This is a genomic window from Caloramator quimbayensis, assembly GCF_900167605.1.
GTDB classification, from domain to species: Bacteria; Bacillota; Clostridia; order Clostridiales; family Caloramatoraceae; genus Caloramator_B; species Caloramator_B quimbayensis.
Genome location: NZ_FUYH01000014.1, coordinates 1 through 18,994 on the forward strand (window position 1 = coordinate 1; position 18,994 = coordinate 18,994).

An 18,994-nucleotide genomic window follows, 5' to 3' on the forward strand; every position below is an offset into this window, starting at 1 on the left:
TACTATGACCTCTGCTGACTTCTAACAGTTCAGCTATTCATCGCTGAATAGGTTGCCATTGAGAAAGTTCATTCTTTTTATGGCATATCTGTTAGACCTCCCCGGGTAAGAGCAACCGCCTTCATCCCATATACTCGCCACATTTACTGTATGAGGTTCGGGTAGTGTTGGACTTTATTTTGTAACGCAAACTCATCCACCTCAAGTCAGCCTAATATGTGGTTCTTGTTCATCGAGCCGAGACTTTGCCTCCGGCTTCCTTCAGATTCCACCTCACGATGGACACCCTTGCCATTGGCTAATGGTTCCCACTACCAAGCCCATAGCGGACTTTCACCGCCGAGCTGTTGCCCATGCCGGGCGCACGTTAAAAGGGAGAACCGCTTTTGGTTCTCCCTTTAACTATCTTGTAATGTTGTTATAAATTTCTTGAGGAGTCATACCTGTAGCGTCGATAACTGGAACTTTAGTTTTAGCATCCTCCATGCCAAGAAAATCTTTATTGCTTCCAGAAACAATTATTGCATCATATTTTGAAATTTTAGATGAATTAATTAACTGACTTCCACTAAACTGTTCTGTTTTTATTCCTCTTTCCTCGAGATATTCTTTGACGTTATCCAAATTTTGTTCAATTGCAACTTTCTTTTTCATTTTTTTCCCTCCGTTTATATTCTCAAATATATTGTGCATTTTTGTTTTAAATTCTATACTATATATTGATAAAAGTTAAATTAAAATCATTTGTAATATTATATAAAAGGATGATAATATAATGATTAGAGAAAAAATAATAAAATTTGCAAATTCAATAGGAATAGATTGCATAGGTTTTACTGATATTTATTTTAGTGATGAATTTATAAAAAGACTCAGAGAGAGAAAAATTTTTGGGCACCTGTCTGGTTTTGAAAATAGTGATGAAAGCATTAGAACGGATGTTAACAGGCTGCTTGAAGGAGCAAAAACTATTATATCTATTGCTGTACCATATAAAACAGTTGAAATAGATAAAACAAAGCCTTATATATCAAAATCCTCCCTTGGAATGGATTATCATAAAGTTATGAATTATAAGCTAAAAAGTATATCAGAATATATAACAAATGAGTTTAGTGGGAAATGTGTATATTATGCAGATACAGGATGCCTGCATGATAGAGAGATAGCTAAAAAATGCGGTATAGGTTTTTATGGAAAAAACACGAGTATAATTACACAAAAATATGGTTCTTTTGTATTCCTTGGAGAAGTTATAACAGATTTATATATTGAAAGGGATTTGGAAATTGATTCATTATGTAAAGATTGTACTCTATGTATAGATGTATGCCCGATTAATGCTTTGGAAAAACCCTACTACTTAAATGCTAAGAAATGTTTATCTTATATTACTCAGAAAAAAGAAACTATAAACGATATTGAAATAAAAAAAATGGGGCTAAGAGTATACGGCTGTGATACTTGTCAAGATGTATGTCCCTTTAACAAAGGAGTAATTTTTTCGAATGTAAAGGAATTTCATCCTGAAGAATGGAATATTAATATAAGTCCTGATAAGGTTTTAAATATGACAAATAAAGAATTTAAAAACTTTTTTGGCTCAACTTCTTCAGGATGGATAGGGAAAAAGAGATTTCAAAGGAATATGATAATAGCTTTAGGAAACAGTAACAATAAAGATTATATCCCTCTTCTTGAATCAAAACTTAATGATGATTATTTAAAGCATTATGCAGAAAAATCAATTAATAGATTAAGGGGGAACTTAAATGAAAAGTAAAAAAAAAGAAGGATTTATAACCCGAACGCTCATCAATGCTGTAGCAATTTATATTACTGCAGGATTTGTAAAGGGAGTAAATATTAGCGGATTTGGGGCTGCAATAGTAGCTTCGGTTGTATTAGGGCTTGTTAATGCTGTTATAAGGCCAATATTGATTCTTCTTTCACTTCCAATAAATATTATAACTTTAGGCCTTTTTACATTTATTATAAATGGAGTTTCGCTTTTGTTTGTATCTACAGCTACAAGTGGATTTTATATATCAAGTCTTAGCTCAGCTGTAATTGCATCATTTATAATTAGTATTATAAGTTCGATAATAAGTTTTTTAATATAAAATAAAAGATGAGAGGACTGATAGAATGATAAATAAAAGAGCTGCAAATATTATACTAAATGCTCCATCCTTTATAATAAAACCTTTTTCGAGAATGATAACAGATTATTATATAAACAAATATGCGAGAATAGAAATAGAGGGTATTGAAAATTTAAAAAATCTTAAACAGCCTGTTATTTTTGTCAGCAATCATTTAAGCAATTCTGATGGACTTATATTAAATAGGGTTCTAAAAAAATATAAACCTTATTTTGTTGCAGGAGTTAAACTCGCCTCAAATCCAGTAAGCAGGATTGGACTTGAAGCAGTTAATATAATACCAATTCATCCTAACACTCCTGATACTGAAGCATTGAGAAAATGTATTGAAAAAATAAAAGAAGGAAAATCTATTCTCATATTTCCAGAGGGAACCCGTTCAAGAACAGGCAAAATGATTAAAGGCAAAAAAGGAGTTGTACTTATTGCAAAAAAAACAGGAGCTAAAATAGTTCCTTTAGGCCTTACAGGGACTGAAAATTTAATGCCTATAAATGATAAGGATATGTCAAGTGAAAAATTTACCCATGCAGATGTTAAAGTTACTATAGGGGAACCATTTTATTTACCTGATAAATCAATAGAAGATGAGAAGGAAAAATATAATGAAAAGTGTTTAAATATAATTATGATGAAAATTTCTAACCTTATTCCTAATGAGTATAGAGGAATATATAGCGATAAAGAATAATTATAAATAAAGAAAATATATTATAGTAAAAAATAGAGGGAATAAGGAAAAAATATAGAATATTATATATATGAATTTGTTAAAATTTATTTTAATTTTGTTTTAGGAGGTAATCATATGGGCAGCAAAGCATTGCATGAGTTTTTAAGCGCAAATCTTGATGAATTAAAGGAAAAGGGGCTTTATAGAAAGCTTCCAGTTGTTACTGGACCAACAGGCCCAAGGTGTATTATAAATGGAAAGGAAGTTATTAATCTTTCTTCTAATAATTATCTTGGACTTGCAAACGATCCAAGATTAGTTGAAGCAGCTATAAAAGCAACAGAAAAATACGGCGCTGGTGCAGGTGCTGTTAGAACTATCGTAGGTACACTCGATATACATGAAGAGCTTGAAGAAAAACTTGCAAAGTTTAAACATTCAGAAGCTGTAATAGTTTTTCAATCAGGTTTTAACTGCAACATGGGAACAGTAAGTGCTCTTATGACTAAAGAAGATGCTATACTTTCAGATGAACTAAATCACGCCAGTATAATCGATGGATGCAGGCTTTCAGGAGCGAAAATAATTAGATATAAACACAGCGATATGGATGATTTAAGAAAAACAATAAAGGAAGCTTACGAAAGCGGACAATATAAAAAACTTATGATTATAACCGATGGAGTATTTTCAATGGATGGCGATATAGCAAAACTTCCTGAGATTGTTGAAATCGCTGAAGAATATGGTGCATTTACATATGTTGATGATGCCCATGCTTCTGGAGTACTTGGAAAAAATGGAAGTGGTTCTGTATCACATTTTAACTTATACGGAAAAGTTGACTGTCAGATAGGAACTCTATCAAAAGCAATTGGAGTTGTTGGAGGGTATGTTGCAGGAACGAAAGAACTTATTGACTGGCTTAAATTAAGAGGAAGACCATTCCTTTTCTCAACTGCTATGACTCCTGGTGCAGCTGGAGCTTGCATTAAAGCTATAGAAATACTATCAGAGAGCAGTGAACTTGTTGATAGGCTTTGGGACAATGCAAGATATTTTAAATCAAAGCTTTCATCTATTGGATATGATATAGGACATAGTGAAACTCCTATAACTCCTGTTATTATTGGAGATGAGGCAAAGGCAATGAAATTCAGCGATGAGTTATTTAATTCAGGAGTATTTGCCCAAGGAATAGCTTTTCCAACGGTTCCAAGGGGTACGGCAAGAGTTAGAAATATTGTAACGGCTGCTCATACAAAAGATATGCTTGATGAAGCAGTTGAAATTTATAAAAAGGTTGGAACAAAAATGGGTATAATATAAATTTTAAGGCAGGATTTACCTGCCTGTTTTTATTGATTTGATTTATATTAAAATTTATAATTTACTTGTAAAATAATTAGAAATGGGTGAACGTATGAATAATAATGAAAAAATAATTAATATACTTGAGAAGGAATACAAAGATGCAAGGTGTGCATTGAACTTTACAACTCCTTTTGAATTGCTTATTGCCACTATGTTATCAGCCCAAACTACAGATTTAACTGTAAATAAAGCTACTGAAATATTGTTTAAAAAGTATAATACTCCAGAAGATTTTAGAAGGCTTGATAATAAAGAATTAGAAAAGTATATTAAAATTTGTGGATTATATAAAACTAAGGCTAAAAACATAATAGAAGCAAGTAAAAAAATAGTAACAGATTACGATGGAAAAGTTCCAAGTACCCTCGAAGAATTAATAAAACTGCCTGGAGTCGGCAGAAAAACTGCTAATGTTGTTTTGTCAAATGCCTTTAATAAAGATGCTATTGCAGTAGATACTCATGTGTATAGAGTTTCAAATAGACTTGGACTTTCAAATTCAAAAGATGTTAATGAGACAGAAGAGCAGCTAATGAAGAATATTCCAAAAGAAAAATGGTCAAATGCTCATCATTGGTTAATATGGCATGGAAGAAAAATATGCAGTGCTAAAAATCCTAAGTGCAGTATATGTCCTTTAAATCATATATGTAAATATTATAATGAAATAAAAGAAAATAACTGAAACATTTATTATATTTATGGAACTATTCTTATTAAAAGCTTGTCTTTATAATTAGATATAAATATATTTTATAATCACTTATATTTACTTCATTATAAAAAATGATATAATTAAAAAGAATGCTATCGCTTGGGAGGGATAATGTGAAAAAAGGCTTTAAAATCATAATACCTTTGCTATTATTAATTATTATATTTATAACCTTTGGAATAATACTTGGTGATACAGCATCAGCGCAGGATATGATATTTGAAGGAATTAGTGTTAATGGTGTAAATGTTGGAGGAATGACAAAAGAAGAAGCAAAAAATATTCTTGAAGAAAAGTTTAATAAGAATTTAAAAAATAAAAAGATATATATTAGTTATGAAAACAATAATTTTACTATTGATTATAAACAGCTGAAAGCACATTATGATGTTGATAAAGCAGTAGATACTGCATTTAATTATGGAAAAGAAGGAAATATGTTTGAAAAGACTATTTTAAGGTATAAGTTGAAAAATAACAATTATGATATTAAGATGCAGTTTATTTCTGATACATCAATAGTAAATAAAGAGATTAAGAAAATATCTCAAAAAATCAACTTTGATCCTGTTAATGCTTCAATTAAATTAACATCTTCTACCTTTAAAGTTACTCCAGATAAAAACGGAAGAAAGGTTAATGAAAAAAAGCTTGAAGAATTAATAATATCTTCAATAAATCCTAATGATTCAAACGAAAATATAAATGTACCAGTAGATATAGTTGAAGCTAAAATTAAGGCTGATATGCTCAATAAAATAGATACTAAAATTTCGAGCTTTACAACTAAATTTAATCTTGGTGATGTAAATAGATCAGGGAATATAAAAGTTGCTGCTTCCTTTGTTGATGGGACAGTTGTAATGCCTGGAGAAATATATTCAATGAATAAAACTTTAGGACCAAGACTTGAATCAAAGGGATATAAGGAAGCACCTGTAATAATTAATGGTACTCATGTACCAGGGCTTGCAGGAGGTATATGTCAGGTTACAACAACGGTTTATAATGCAGCTCTTTATGCTAATTTTCCAATTGTTGAAAGAAGGCCACATCAGCTAAGAGTAGGATATGTGCCTGCTGGAAGGGATGCAACGATTTCAGGTGATTACATCGATATGAAATTTAAAAATACAAATAAATATCCTATATATATTAAAGCTAACGTAAGCGGAGGAAGTATTACTGTAACTATTTATGGAGCAAAGGAAAATCCCGGACAAACAGTAGAAATAACTTCTGAAGTCATTGAAAAAACACCTGCAGATACTGAATATATAAACGATCCAACTTTATTAGCTGGACAAAAAGTAGTAGAAGAAAAGCCTATAGATGGTATGAAATCTATTACTTACAGAAAAGTATACCAGAATGGTAAGCTAATAAAAAGTGAGATTATTTCAAAGGATAATTATAAAGCTGGAAAAGGAAAAGTCAGAGTTGGAACAAAGCCTGTTTCAAACTTGCCTGATGATGCAGCTGCTGAAGTTAATAATTCAACACCATAGGGAGCTATCGATAGTTCCCTTTATTTCTGTATCATATAGGAAAAAAATATATGATATGGTAAAATTAATAAAGGTGATAGTATGAATAAAATTATGATAATAGAAAAAATAATAGAAAATATTGAGAACGTTATTTATGGTAAACGAAGTGCAGTAGAGAAAATAATCATAGCTTTTATTAGCGGAGGACATGTATTAATAGAGGATGTTCCTGGAATTGGCAAAACAGTACTTGTTCATGCATTAGCAAAATCTATAAATTGTGAATTTAAAAGAATACAATTTACACCTGACCTACTACCATCTGATATTACAGGTATATCAGTCTATAATCAGAAGACAGGTGATTTTGAATTTAAGGTTGGACCAATTATGAGTCAAATTATTCTTGCTGATGAAATAAATAGAACATCTCCTAAAACGCAGTCGAGTTTGCTTGAAGTTATGGAAGAACGCCAAATAACAGTTGATGGCAATACTTATAAGATTAAGGAGCCTTTTATTGTTCTTGCTACTCAAAACCCTATTGAATTTGAAGGTACCTTTCCCCTTCCAGAAGCGCAGCTTGACAGGTTTATGATGAAGATAAGGATAGGATATCCTGATGAAGAATATGAACTAGTTATGCTTAAAAGATATAAAGAATATAATCCTCTAAATGGACTGAAACCAGTTGCACAACCTGAAGATATAATTTATTTAAGAGAAGTTGCAAATAAAGTATATGTTGATGAAAAAATAGAAAGGTACATTATATCCCTAATAAAAGCAACACGTGAAAGAGAAGAAATTCTTCTAGGCGCAAGTCCTAGAGCGAGTATTAATCTTCTAAAATGCAGCCAAGGGAGAGCATTGTTATTTAATAGAGAATATGTAACACCAGATGATGTAAAATCTTTAGTTCATTCTGTATTATCCCATCGAATAATATTAAAACCTGAATATAGACTTAAAGGTGTAAAATCTGAAGAGGTTATAGATAAAATAATTTCTTCAGTACCTGTATATGGAGTTGCTAAAAATGTTTAAAGTTAAAAAATCAGCAATTTTATTGCTTTTTATTTTTTTTATAACATCAAGAATAGCAGGAGGAAAGATACCATATTTGATTTTTAATATAATTTTTTTAACTTTTTTATTATCTTTTATTTGGGCAAGTTACATTAAAAGAAAAATAACAGTATTTCAAAAATATGATGATAAGGATTATTATGTTGATGACTATATTGAAATAAAATCAATAATCGATAATGATACCCTATTGCCTACTCCTCAAATTGAAGTAGTTGATAAAACGATAAAAAAATTTTCAAAAGAGGAACCGACTACTTTTATATTTTCACTTATGCCTCTTTGCAGAGAATTTACTTTTGAAAATTTTAAGCTAAAATATAGAGGTATTTATGAATTAGGCCCTTTAGAGATTAAAATAACTGATGTATTTGGAATATTTTCATGGAAATACAAAATTTATTCAAGTGTAAATTTAAAGGTTTATCCAAGAGTAAGGGAAATTAATTTTTTTAGTTTGAATTCTATGCAGTCCTATGGAACTCTGAATACTTTACAAAAAGCTTATGAAGATAATACAAGCATTTCAGATATAAGAAAATATAATGAAGGAGATAACTTTAAAAGAATACACTATAAGGTATCGGCAAAAAAAGGAGAGCTATATATAAAAAATTATGACATGACAGGAAGTGCATCCGCTTTTATTTTTCTTGATTTTAATTCAAACTGCTTTTTGGGGGAAAATTCAAAAGAACTGGAGGAAAGAGCAGTAGAATCAGCAGCCTCTATAGCAGCTTATTTGCTAAAAAAAGCTGTATCTTTAAACTTGTATGTAAATTCTTCAAATGTTTATTATACCTCTATAAGAGACACAAAAGATATTAAGAGCCTTCTTGATATATTATGCGAAATTAAGCCTGCTGGGAAATCCGAAATTAGAGATTTAATAGAAAAAAGAATAAAATTTATTAAAAAAGGTTCAACTCTAATAATAATAACGGGAAATATTACTATTAAAGATGTAGAGACTTATTGTTATATTAAAGAAAGTGGATATGATTTTATAATAATTTATGTAAGTGATTTTATAATTGAAAGAGATTTAAAAGAAAGAATATTAACTAATGGTATAATTATGTATAAAATCAGTTCAAACTCTGATATTAAAGAGGCGCTGGAGAAAGTATGAAAAAAAAAATAACTTTTTCGGAATTTATAGTATATTTAATAATCATAACGGGCATTACCTTTTGTATAGTTGATGCAACTTTTATGGTTGCCTCTATAAAATATAATATATATTTAGTTCTTATTTTAATTTTTTTATCATTGCTATACTATTATTTTTTGTATACAGTAAAATATTCTTTTCTAAGTATATTCTTATTTTTTATTATTCCAAGACCGCTTTATTTATTAAATACGATTTATAAGTTAGTATATGAATCAAAAGATTTTATTTATAGTTTAATTGAAAATCAGTATATTATAGAAGGATATGCTGGTTATTTTCAAAGTGTAATATATTTTGTGCTGCCTATATTTGTATTATTTATTTTTTATGTTGTTGTTATAAAAAAATGGACAATGATTATGTTTATATTAGGAGGGAGCATTTTTATAACATACTATTTTATAAGTCCTGTTGATATAGTAAGTAAAAGCAGCCTTTTTATTTTATTATGTTTAGTACTGATTTCATATAATGAATATATTAAATCAAAATATAGATGGATTGATTTAAAAGTTAATATCAAGCCCAATCATTATTTCAAAATATTCATTATTGTGGCAGTAATAATGTTTTTAGTGAATTTTATTGTAAAATTATTACCAAATGGCGCTGATGCTCACTCTGTAGAATGGTTTGAAATGAATATTTTTGAGAAATTTAATAATATAAGAAATGAAATAGGTATAAATTCTACAAGTAATATTACAAAAAAAAGATTTGTATTTTCTCAAACAGGTTTTCAACAGAATCCTAAAAAGCTTGGAGGGCCTATTAAAATAGATAATACTTTAGCAATGAAAATTTATTTGGAAAGTGATAAAAATGAAATACATCTTAGAGGAACTGTTAAAGATTATTATAATGGATACATGTGGAATAAAACGAACTCTGTATTTAAAAAATATACATCTCCAATGAATGAAGGAACAAAGAAAAAAATAGATATATATCCAATAAAAACTATAACAACAACAGCCTTTAATTTATTAAATTCAAAGTATGTAAATAATAAATGGAATTACTTTTATATTGACTCTGATGGTGAAATATATAATCCTAAAGCTGTAAATAATGGAGAGGTATATACAGTATATTTTGATGAATTTGAAAATATTCAAGCAGCACCTGACAGTATAAATTATCCTAATAGCTATGATAAAGCATTAGAAAAATATCTAATGCTTCCTGATAATATCCCAAAGAGAGTTTATGAACTTGCCTATGAAAAAACAAAAGAGTATTCTTCACCATTTTATAAAGCAATAGCACTAAATAATTTTTTAAAAGAAAACTACTCCTATGATATAAATGTATCTTATATTCCACCCAAAAGAGATTTTGTTGATTATTTTTTATTTGATGAAAAAAAAGGATACTGCACTTATTTTGCATCTGCTTTAGCTGTTATGTGCAGAATTGTAAATATACCAACAAGATATATTGAAGGATTTGATGTAACAGCCAAAAATGGATTTAATGGATATACAGATGTTTTAAACTCTAATGCCCATGCATGGGTTGAGATATATTTTGACAAAATAGGCTGGGTTACTTTTGATCCTACACCGGGACATACATCTGTGGAGGAACTTATAGAAAAAAACGATGTAATAAAGAAAAATACTCAAGAAAATTTAGAACGGGAAAAAACAAAAAATAATGAAACAAATATTATAAATAATAAAATAAGAAATGAGATTGAAAAAGAAACAGAAAGTGATTCGAAAAAAAATAAAAGAAATTATTACATATTTTCAACTATATTAAATTTTGCTTTTTTGATTTCAGTTGCTTTGTATATTAAAAAAAATAATATATACAAAACAGAAAAAAAGCAAATAATAGACTTATCAATGCAAATAATTAAATTCGGGAAATATGTAGGTGTTAATTATAATACAGGAGAAACCTTCCGAGAATACAGTCAAAGGTTTGGAAACAGAATAAATATTAGTATGGAGGAATATGTAAACTTATATGAAAAATTGATATATGGGAATAATGTTTTATCAGATGATGATTTGATTTTACTAATTACATTGTTTAAAAGTATAAAAAAATGTGTTAAAAATAATGTTGGTATTATTAGATTTTATATAAAAGATTATTTAAACATGTATATGCCTTTAAGAAAATAAAATATAAAATTGAGCCTTATGGAGGGCTTAGTATGAATATAAATTTTGGATATGTTGCTATATCTATGAAATTAGATAACGTTTCACCAAATAAAACTGTAACGCTTAAAAATTTAAAAAAAATAGATAGAATCTATTGGGAAAATAAGCTTCAGCTAATTGCAAAACAAAATTTAGAAAATACATTAAAGATATTAAAATATAATAATGCCTATGACATTAAATTGTATAGATTTACATCAAAGCTTGTACCCTTTGCTACCCATGAAGAATTTAAAGACTATGACTGGAAAACAGCTTTGAAAAAAGAATTTGAGTTGATTGGAAATTTCGTAAATGAAAAAAGTATGAGAGTGGGAACACATCCTGATCATTTTACATTGCTAAATAGTCCTAGAAAAGAGGTTATAGAGGCATCAATAAAAGATTTAAATTATCATAACAGCATGTTTGAATTGATGGGTTTAGGTTGTGAACATAAAATGATAATACATGTGGGAGGTATGTATAAAAATAAGGAAGATTCTATTAAAAGATTTTATGAGGGATTCAGCTTGCTCGATGATAAAGTCAGAAAAAGAATTGCCCTTGAGAATGATGATAAACTTTTTAATGCTGAAGATGTTTTAAAAATTTGCAATGACTTAAAATTACCTATGGTTTTAGATATCCATCATGATTTTTGCAATCCTTCACCTTTGAGAATTAAAAGTTTAATAAAAGATATTTTTGATACATGGAAGAATGAAAAATTTCCTCCTAAAATTCATATATCAAGTCCTAAAGATGAAAAAAATATAAGAAGTCATAATGATTACGTAAATTGTAATGATTTTATTGATTTCATTAAAGAAATTAAATGCTTTGATTTTGACTTTGATGTCATGGTTGAAGCTAAAATGAAAGACAAAGCGCTTTTTAAGTTGATAGATGAACTGTTAGTATATGATTTTATACAAAAAAAATCTGATGGAAGTATATGGGTTAATACTAAAATATTATAGACAATTAAAAAAAATAATGTTAAAATATTTTTGTACCTGCGGGTGTGGCGGAACTGGCAGACGCACTAGATTCAGGTTCTAGCGGGAAACCGTGGGGGTTCAAATCCCTTCACCCGCACCAATTAAGGGTTTAAGCTCTATTGAGTTTAAACCCTGTTTTTCTATTTTTATTAAGGGGGAATCCCTCATGTATTTGTATATAATAAATTATAATTTTAATGAAGAGCAGCTGTGTAAAATGGAAATGAAATATTTGTTTGATTTTGTTCCTGATAACAAATATTTTTTAAGCTGCGTAGATGTTGATGTAAATAGAAGTCCCTTTATAAAAGCAAAGGTAAAAATCGTTGCAGAGGCAGATACATTAGAGAAACTTAAAAATATTATCATTAAATATAAAATTTCATACGATAATTTTAAAATTAAGTATATTGAACTTGAGGGGGAAATGAGCCTTTCATTAAAACATAAGGTTGAAGATGTAATAGGAAATGCTGTTATAGGTGAAGCAAAAATTCATAATCCGGATATAATTCTAAGCGTTATTAATTATAAAAACATATGGATTATAGGCGAATATAAAAAGAACATTGGACTTTGGGATATTCATAATAAAAAACCCTGTTATTATTGTAACGCTCTTCCAACAAGGATTTCAAGAGCTGTTGTAAATATAGCTGCTAAAAATAATAAAAATATAAGATTAGTTGATCCCTGCTGCGGTATTGGTACAGTTGTAATTGAAGCTTTGTCTATGGGATTTGATATTGAAGGCTATGATATAAATCCTAAAGTAATAGAAGGAGCAAAGAGAAATATTAGATTTTTTGAATATCCTGATGTTGTAAAAGTATCTGATATTAAAGATATAAAAAACAAATATGATGTTTCAATAATTGATATTCCCTATGGGATTTTATCTATAACTACAAAAATTAAACAAATAGAGATATTAAAAAACGCGAGACGTATATCTGACAAAATGATACTCATAAGTTCAAATCCTATGGATAATGAATTGAAAGAATGCAATTTCAGCGTTATTGACAGGTGCCAGATATTAAAAAGAGATTTTATTAGGTATGTTTCTGTATGTATATAAAAAATGGATGCTTTGCATCCATTTTTTATGATACTTGAGACCTTATTTTTAATATTGCATTTTTAAACTGTGGAATTAAGGATATTACAAAACAGATTCCAACTTCTGTTCCAACTATAGTTCCATTAACAATAACAGAATATAAAATTGGACTCATGCCTTGTGGAGCATAGCTTGCAAAGAAAAACACTCCAGATAAGAAGTGAAAAAACATTCTTCCAAATCCACCTGCAATAACTCCAAGGCTGAAGCTTTTTTTAAAGTAACCTGCAAGTCCTAAAGCGCCGAAGGCTAAAGGATAGTCGAGAAGAACCTGAACATAGTGAACTATAAAAGGATCCTGAATGAGCTGAAGTATACCATAAACCATTCCAGCAAGTATTCCCTCTGCAGGACCATACATATATGCAAACAGCATTAAAGGCAGCATGCTCCCAGGAGTTATTGAGCCTCCCTGAGGCCAATGATAGAATCTTATATAGGATAATATAAAAGATGCAGCTATGCAAAGACTTGCGTGGGTCAATTTTTTTGTAGAAAAGTTTTCTTTTTTAAGAGCTTTTCTTATTAGAAATGAAGCTGCAATAAGGGCTATAATAAAAGCCCAGGATTGAATTTTGACTTTTGAAAAATCAGAAAAAATGTTTGTAATAGATGACATAAAAAATCCTCCCTTTACACCGTAAAACAGGAGGAGAACTATAATGCTTCCCTTCGCTGGAATTACCCAGTTCAGGTTCAGAGGGTCGAAGGTTTGACCTTCCTCTCAGCTTAAAGCTCCCCTAGCAAACGGCTGTTTTTTATTTTTCATATTTATAATAAACAAAATAAGAAAAAAATGCAATATATTTTAAATACTAAATTTGTATATTTTATTTATTATATGATATTATATTAATGTTTAAACTATAGGATATAATTGGAGGATAAAGATGAAATATAAAATGATTGCAATTGATATGGACGGAACACTTTTGAATGATAATAAGGAAGTTTCACAAAATAATAAATCAGCAATAAAAAGAGCTTCTGAACTTGGGGTTAAAATCGTAGTCTGCACAGGGAGAATATTTACCTCTGCAAGGTTTTATGCATCTTTAATTGAAACCCCAGCTCCAATAGTTGCATCAAATGGAGCTTATATTAGGGAGAAGGATGAAAATAGAATAATATATAAAAAAGCAATCGATAAAGATTTATTATATAAACTTGTAGATATAATTCAAAGCTTTGGTATATATCCTCATCTATATACTACTGAAAAGATTTATACTAAAAAACTTATAAATTTTTCTTCGAATTATGATAAGTGGAACAGAATGGTTCCAGAGAATGAAAGAGTAAAAATAGTAATAGTTAAAGATTTTAAGGAAACTATAGAAAATGAAGAAATATTAAAAGTAGCTCTTGCAACTGATGATATAGAGAAATTGAATATTTTAAGACAAAAAATCTGCAATGAATTTAGTTTATCAATTGTATCTTCATATTATAACAATTTAGAAATTATGACAGAAGGGGTTTCTAAGGGTAATGCAGTTAAAATTTTAGCTGAAAATTTTAAAATAAACCGCGACGAAGTTATATGTATAGGAGATAATGAAAATGATATAAGCATGATTGAATATGCAGGGTTGGGTGTTGCAATGGGAAATGCAACAGAAAGTTTAAAAAGTGTTTCAGATTATGTAACTGATACTAATGAAAGAGATGGAGTTGCAAAGGTTATAAATAAATTTATAATTGAATGCTAAAAATATAAGATTTATTTTTAAACCATAGAACTTTTGGGAATTACTAATTTATAACATCCAAAAGTCTATGGTTTTATATATTTAATAAATTTTTAATTAAGATAATATTATTAATCATTATAAAAAATGTAGAGAGAGACTTTATGTAAAGTATTCTATTGTTGAATTTGGAAAATAATCAATAATTAAATTTGAAATATAGTCCTTCAATTTATTTGAAATATCTTTAGTGTATACAAATTTATAAACACCATAGGGCCCCCATTTTTTAATTCTCGATTCTTCATTCATATCGAGTTTTGTGTTTGGAAATCTATCAACAATGACATTCTTAGCTCTTGTAGTAAATCTATATTGTATAAGTTCAAAGGAAAGATTTTCATTATTAGGATTAGGAATATTATTTTTCAGCATTTCAAACAGCTTTCTATATTCTTCAGTCCAACCATCATAATGCATTATTGGAGCAATTATAAAGCCCAATGGATATCCTGATTTATATATTAATGAGGCAGCTTTTATTCTTTCTTCTATTTTGTCAGTATTATGTTCAAAACTTTTTATAACATATTCCGAATTTATACTGAAACGAACTTTTGTATGGTTGTTATGATTAATATTTAGAAGGTTATCAATATTTGAATATTTAGTAACAAGTCTTAACCTCCCAAATTCCTTATTTGAAAAAAATTCAATAGTTTTTTTTACTGAGCCTGTAAGATGCTCTACTGCTATAGGGTCGCTTGAGCTTGAAATTTCAAAGGTTGTAATATTGGGGATTGATGCAGCTATATATTTATCGATATTATCAAAAATTTCCTCAATATTAACGTATACTCTTATAAAAGGTTTAAAACTTTGGTTTGTTTGAAGATAACAGTATTCACAGCTTCCGGGACATCCTGTAACAAGAGAGAATTGATAATCTGCTGATGGTTTGCAGCATTCAAGCTTCATACTTTTTTTTATTCCAACTATTAAACTTCTTTTACTAAAAGAATAAAACTCTTTTGAAGATTTTTCATAATTATTTATTTTTTTAAACTCTTTAAAACTAAAAATTGGTATTTTCAGAGATTCAAATTTTTTTATTAGTTCCTTCCCAAGAGCATAGTTTTCAGCTTCAGATTCTATAAAGACATAATCAGGATAAAAGTTCATAAAAAGCACCCCTAATATTACATATATATATATTATAATGTCAAAAAAACATAAAAAATATGTTATATACTTTTGAAGTCGAAAAATGACATGACTGGTCGGTATAAAAATATTTGAAATTCAAATAAAATAGGAGTAAAATAATAAGTGTGGTAAATAGTAATAAATACCACATAATAAATAATATAAATATATTAGAAAAAAATATAAAAAAAGGGGGCATATGTTATGAACCTTGCTAAAACAAGAATTGGTGAAGCTGCCATAAAGGAAGTAGTTAAGTACATGCTAAAGGATCCTGAAAATAATATACCAAAGCTCATTAACTGGGCTGATAAAATCTGCATAAGAGAACAGGATAAAAAATATGTAAAATCAGTAAAGAAATATTTGGATGATAAGGATAGCAATTGGTATAAATATACTTATAAACTTCTTACTGAAATTCATCCAAATGTTAAAGAAAAAATAGGTATTAACTATTTCTTAAATGCATCATTCTTTGGGATACCTGTTCAGCTTGAAAATGAAAAGAAATATAACTGCAATGTTCCGTGGGCTATTTTGATTGACCCAACATCTGCTTGTAATTTAAAATGCAAAGGCTGCTGGGCAGGGGAATACAGCACATGGAATTTAACTTTTGAAGATTTAGACAAAATTATTAGACAGGGAAAAGAGCTTGGGACTTATATGTATATTTTTTCAGGAGGAGAACCTCTAATAAGGAAAAAAGATATCATAAAGCTTTGTGAAAAACATGATGACTGCGCTTTTCTTGCTTTTACTAACGGAACTCTTGTAGATGAAGAATTTGCAAAGGAATTACAAAGGGTTGGGAATTTCTCTCTTGCTTTTAGTGTAGAAGGTTTTGAAAAGGAAACTGACTTTAGAAGAGGAGAGGGAACTTTTAACGCTGTAATGAGGGCTATGGATATTTTAAAAGAAGCAGGAATTATATTTGGCTTCTCAACCTGCTATCATAGATATAATACTGAGGCTGTTGCTTCAAAGGAATATATTGATTTAATGATTGAAAAGGGATGCAGGTTTGGATGGTATTTTACTTATGTTCCAGTTGGAAGAGACAGCGACACAGATTTTATGGCAACACCTGAGCAAAGAGCATATATGTATAGAAGAATAAATGAGATAAGAGCAACAGAACCAATATTCGTTATGGACTTTTGGAATGATGGAGAATTTTCTAATGGCTGCATAGCTGGTGGAAAGAGATATTTCCATATAAATGCAAATGGAGATTGTGAACCCTGCGCATTTATTCATTATTCAAATATGAACATTAAAGAACACTCATTAATTGAAGTTTTGCAGTCACCTTTGTTTATGGCATATAGAAGAAACATGCCATTTAATAAGAACCATCTAAGACCATGCCCACTCCTTGACAATCCTCAGATGATAAAGAAAATGGTTCATGAATCAGATGCATATTCAACTCAGGTTTTAGATGATGAAACAGTTGATGAATTAGCAGCAAAAATTGAGCCTAAAGCAGAAGAATGGGCAAAAGTATCTGAAGAAATATGGGATGAAAAACTTAAGAAGGTGCAAAACTTTTAAAAATCCTCCTCATAATGGAGGATTTTTTTTATAACAAAATAGATTTTATTAATATTTTTATATAAAATAATAGTTGATATAATTAGATATAAAAGATATCAAAAAAACAGGAGGTGGGATTATGAATTTAAACATAGTACTATATCAGCCTGAAATACCGCAAAATACAGGCAATATAGGCAGAACCTGTGTGCTTACAAATTCAAAGCTTCATCTTATAAAACCATTAGGCTTTACAATTGATGATAAGCAGCTTAAAAGAGCAGGTCTTGATTATTGGCCAAAGCTTCAGGTCGTATATTATGAAAACTTTGAAGAGTTTTTTGATAAAAACAAGAATAATAGAATATTTCTATCAACTACAAAAGCAGAAAAAATATATAGTGAAGTCAAATATGAACAGGGCGATTTTATTATGTTTGGCAGAGAATCCTCAGGAATTCCTCAATATATTAGAGATTTATTAAAAGATACTATGATAAGGGTGCCTATGATAGAAGACAGCGAAAGATCTTTAAATTTATCTAATACAGTATCTATAGTAGTTTACGAGGCATTAAAACAGATGGGTTTTCCTAATATGAAATAATAAAGGTGGTTAAAATGAAGAGAATATTTGTGGTTACTGATAGCACAGCGGATCTTCCTAAAGATTATATTGAAAAAAAGAATATAATAGTTGCACCATTAACTGTTATTTATAATGGTATTAGTTACAGAGATAGAATAGATATAGATAATAATAAATTGTTTTCATTTTTAAAAGAAGGAAAAGAATTGCCTAAAACATCTCAAGTAAACCCTCAGAGTTTCTATGAGATTTATTCTAATCTTTTAAAAGAGGATTGTTATATAATATCTATTCATATTTCATCAGGTCTTAGCGGGACATATCAATCTGCTCTTATTGCAAAACAGATGATAGGTTCAGATAATGTTTATGTTGTTGATTCAAGAAGTGTAAGTTTTGGAACCGGACTTTTAGTTATGGAAGCTCAAAGTATGATTGAAAAAGGAATAGAGATAACAGAAATATATGAAAGATTAATAGAGCTTTCAAGTAGAGTTAGAGTAGCTTTTATTCTCGACACCCTCGAGTATATTAAAAAAGGAGGAAGAATATCATCTGCTAAGGCAACTATAGGTACACTTCTTAATATTAAGCCTATAATACATTCGAAGGATGGAAAATTACTGATTTGGGAAAAGGCGAGAGGAGTTAAAAAGGGAATAGAACTGCTATTAAAGTATATATCAGAGAATAATTTAGATAAAGACTACAATCTTGCAGTTGGAAGCATAGGATTTGAAAAAGAAGCTTCTGATTTTTTAAATAGAGTTAAAGAGTTAACTCAAAAAGATATAGTGATTCCGGATGTTGGAACAGTAATTGCCACATATTCAGGGCCGAATGTTATTGGAGTATATTTTTTTGAAAAATAATTTAAATAGAATAATGATGAAATAGTAAAAAATAGTTAAAAAAATAACTAATAAAATGGAATAATCAAGAAAGATAGAGCAAAAAAGAAAAATAATTTGCAAAAAACGGAATTGAATTTATTTTA

18 protein-coding genes, 1 tRNA gene and 1 riboswitch are annotated in these 18,994 nt (G+C 29.0%); of the genes, 16 read left to right on the forward strand and 3 right to left on the reverse strand.

Annotated elements, in window-relative coordinates:
- Nucleotides 1-402: 402 nt before the first annotated feature.
- Nucleotides 403-654 (reverse strand): YkuS family protein, encoded by a 252-nt coding sequence (locus B5D15_RS09725; protein ID WP_179122252.1) that lies wholly within the window; start codon nt 652-654, stop codon nt 403-405.
- Between the two features lie 121 nt (nt 655-775).
- On the opposite strand from B5D15_RS09725, the gene queG reads away from it, so the two are divergent.
- The 12 genes from queG (at nt 776) to B5D15_RS09785 (ending at nt 12,927) form a co-directional block, all read left to right on the forward strand.
- On the forward strand, nt 776-1,783 hold the full coding sequence (gene queG / locus B5D15_RS09730; RefSeq protein WP_078696933.1) for a tRNA epoxyqueuosine(34) reductase QueG: 1,008 nt from the start codon (nt 776-778) through the stop codon (nt 1,781-1,783).
- Nucleotides 1,773-2,123: a phage holin family protein gene (locus tag B5D15_RS09735; protein ID WP_078696934.1), complete on the forward strand. Its 351-nt coding sequence runs from the start codon at nt 1,773-1,775 to the stop codon at nt 2,121-2,123. The genes queG and B5D15_RS09735 overlap by 11 nt, the downstream gene beginning before the upstream one ends.
- Nucleotides 2,124-2,148: 25 nt before the next feature.
- The gene (locus B5D15_RS09740) at nt 2,149-2,856 is read left to right on the forward strand and encodes a lysophospholipid acyltransferase family protein (protein ID WP_078696935.1); all 708 of its coding nucleotides are present in this window, start codon (nt 2,149-2,151) and stop codon (nt 2,854-2,856) included.
- Between the two features lie 117 nt (nt 2,857-2,973).
- Complete coding sequence (locus B5D15_RS09745; RefSeq protein ID WP_078696936.1) at nt 2,974-4,167, forward strand: glycine C-acetyltransferase; 1,194 nt, start codon at nt 2,974-2,976, stop codon at nt 4,165-4,167.
- A gap of 94 nt (nt 4,168-4,261) precedes the next feature.
- The gene (gene nth, locus B5D15_RS09750; protein ID WP_143287281.1) at nt 4,262-4,897 is read left to right on the forward strand and encodes an endonuclease III; all 636 of its coding nucleotides are present in this window, start codon (nt 4,262-4,264) and stop codon (nt 4,895-4,897) included.
- Between the two features lie 143 nt (nt 4,898-5,040).
- Complete coding sequence (locus tag B5D15_RS09755) at nt 5,041-6,435, forward strand: VanW family protein (protein ID WP_179122253.1); 1,395 nt, start codon at nt 5,041-5,043, stop codon at nt 6,433-6,435.
- Nucleotides 6,436-6,516: 81 nt separating this feature from the next.
- Nucleotides 6,517-7,464, forward strand: a complete 948-nt coding sequence (locus B5D15_RS09760) for an AAA family ATPase (protein WP_078696939.1) — start codon at nt 6,517-6,519, stop codon at nt 7,462-7,464.
- Complete coding sequence (locus B5D15_RS09765) at nt 7,457-8,638, forward strand: DUF58 domain-containing protein (protein ID WP_179122254.1); 1,182 nt, start codon at nt 7,457-7,459, stop codon at nt 8,636-8,638. Before B5D15_RS09760 ends, B5D15_RS09765 begins: the two co-directional genes overlap by 8 nt.
- A complete protein-coding gene (locus tag B5D15_RS09770) occupies nt 8,635-10,821 on the forward strand; it encodes a transglutaminase-like domain-containing protein (protein WP_078696941.1) in 2,187 nt (728 codons plus the stop codon). The genes B5D15_RS09765 and B5D15_RS09770 overlap by 4 nt, the downstream gene beginning before the upstream one ends.
- Before the next feature lie 32 nt (nt 10,822-10,853).
- Nucleotides 10,854-11,825 (forward strand): UV DNA damage repair endonuclease UvsE, encoded by a 972-nt coding sequence (gene uvsE, locus B5D15_RS09775; RefSeq protein ID WP_078696942.1) that lies wholly within the window; start codon nt 10,854-10,856, stop codon nt 11,823-11,825.
- Nucleotides 11,826-11,863: 38 nt separating this feature from the next.
- Nucleotides 11,864-11,946 (forward strand) — tRNA-Leu (locus B5D15_RS09780).
- Between the two features lie 66 nt (nt 11,947-12,012).
- Complete coding sequence (locus B5D15_RS09785) at nt 12,013-12,927, forward strand: TRM11 family SAM-dependent methyltransferase (protein ID WP_078696943.1); 915 nt, start codon at nt 12,013-12,015, stop codon at nt 12,925-12,927.
- A gap of 25 nt (nt 12,928-12,952) precedes the next feature.
- Here B5D15_RS09785 and thiT read toward each other — a convergent pair whose 3' ends face one another.
- Complete coding sequence (gene thiT, locus B5D15_RS09790; protein WP_078696995.1) at nt 12,953-13,588, reverse strand: energy-coupled thiamine transporter ThiT; 636 nt, start codon at nt 13,586-13,588, stop codon at nt 12,953-12,955.
- Nucleotides 13,589-13,619: 31 nt separating this feature from the next.
- A riboswitch (TPP riboswitch) is annotated at nt 13,620-13,721 on the reverse strand.
- Between the two features lie 138 nt (nt 13,722-13,859).
- On the opposite strand from thiT, the gene B5D15_RS09795 reads away from it, so the two are divergent.
- The gene (locus B5D15_RS09795) at nt 13,860-14,681 is read left to right on the forward strand and encodes a Cof-type HAD-IIB family hydrolase (RefSeq protein WP_078696944.1); all 822 of its coding nucleotides are present in this window, start codon (nt 13,860-13,862) and stop codon (nt 14,679-14,681) included.
- Between the two features lie 141 nt (nt 14,682-14,822).
- Here B5D15_RS09795 and splB read toward each other — a convergent pair whose 3' ends face one another.
- Entirely contained in the window at nt 14,823-15,842 is a 1,020-nt protein-coding gene (gene splB / locus B5D15_RS09800) for a spore photoproduct lyase (protein ID WP_078696945.1), read from the reverse strand.
- A gap of 228 nt (nt 15,843-16,070) precedes the next feature.
- Between splB and B5D15_RS09805 the strand changes: the two genes are divergently transcribed.
- From B5D15_RS09805 to B5D15_RS09815, 3 genes are all read left to right on the forward strand, one after another.
- Nucleotides 16,071-17,426 (forward strand): radical SAM protein, encoded by a 1,356-nt coding sequence (locus B5D15_RS09805; RefSeq protein ID WP_078696946.1) that lies wholly within the window; start codon nt 16,071-16,073, stop codon nt 17,424-17,426.
- A 121-nt stretch (nt 17,427-17,547) separates the two neighbouring features.
- Entirely contained in the window at nt 17,548-18,015 is a 468-nt protein-coding gene (gene trmL, locus B5D15_RS09810) for a tRNA (uridine(34)/cytosine(34)/5-carboxymethylaminomethyluridine(34)-2'-O)-methyltransferase TrmL (RefSeq protein WP_078696947.1), read from the forward strand.
- 14 nt (nt 18,016-18,029) lie between these two features.
- Nucleotides 18,030-18,869, forward strand: a complete 840-nt coding sequence (locus B5D15_RS09815) for a DegV family protein (protein WP_078696948.1) — start codon at nt 18,030-18,032, stop codon at nt 18,867-18,869.
- Nucleotides 18,870-18,994 lie beyond the last annotated feature (125 nt).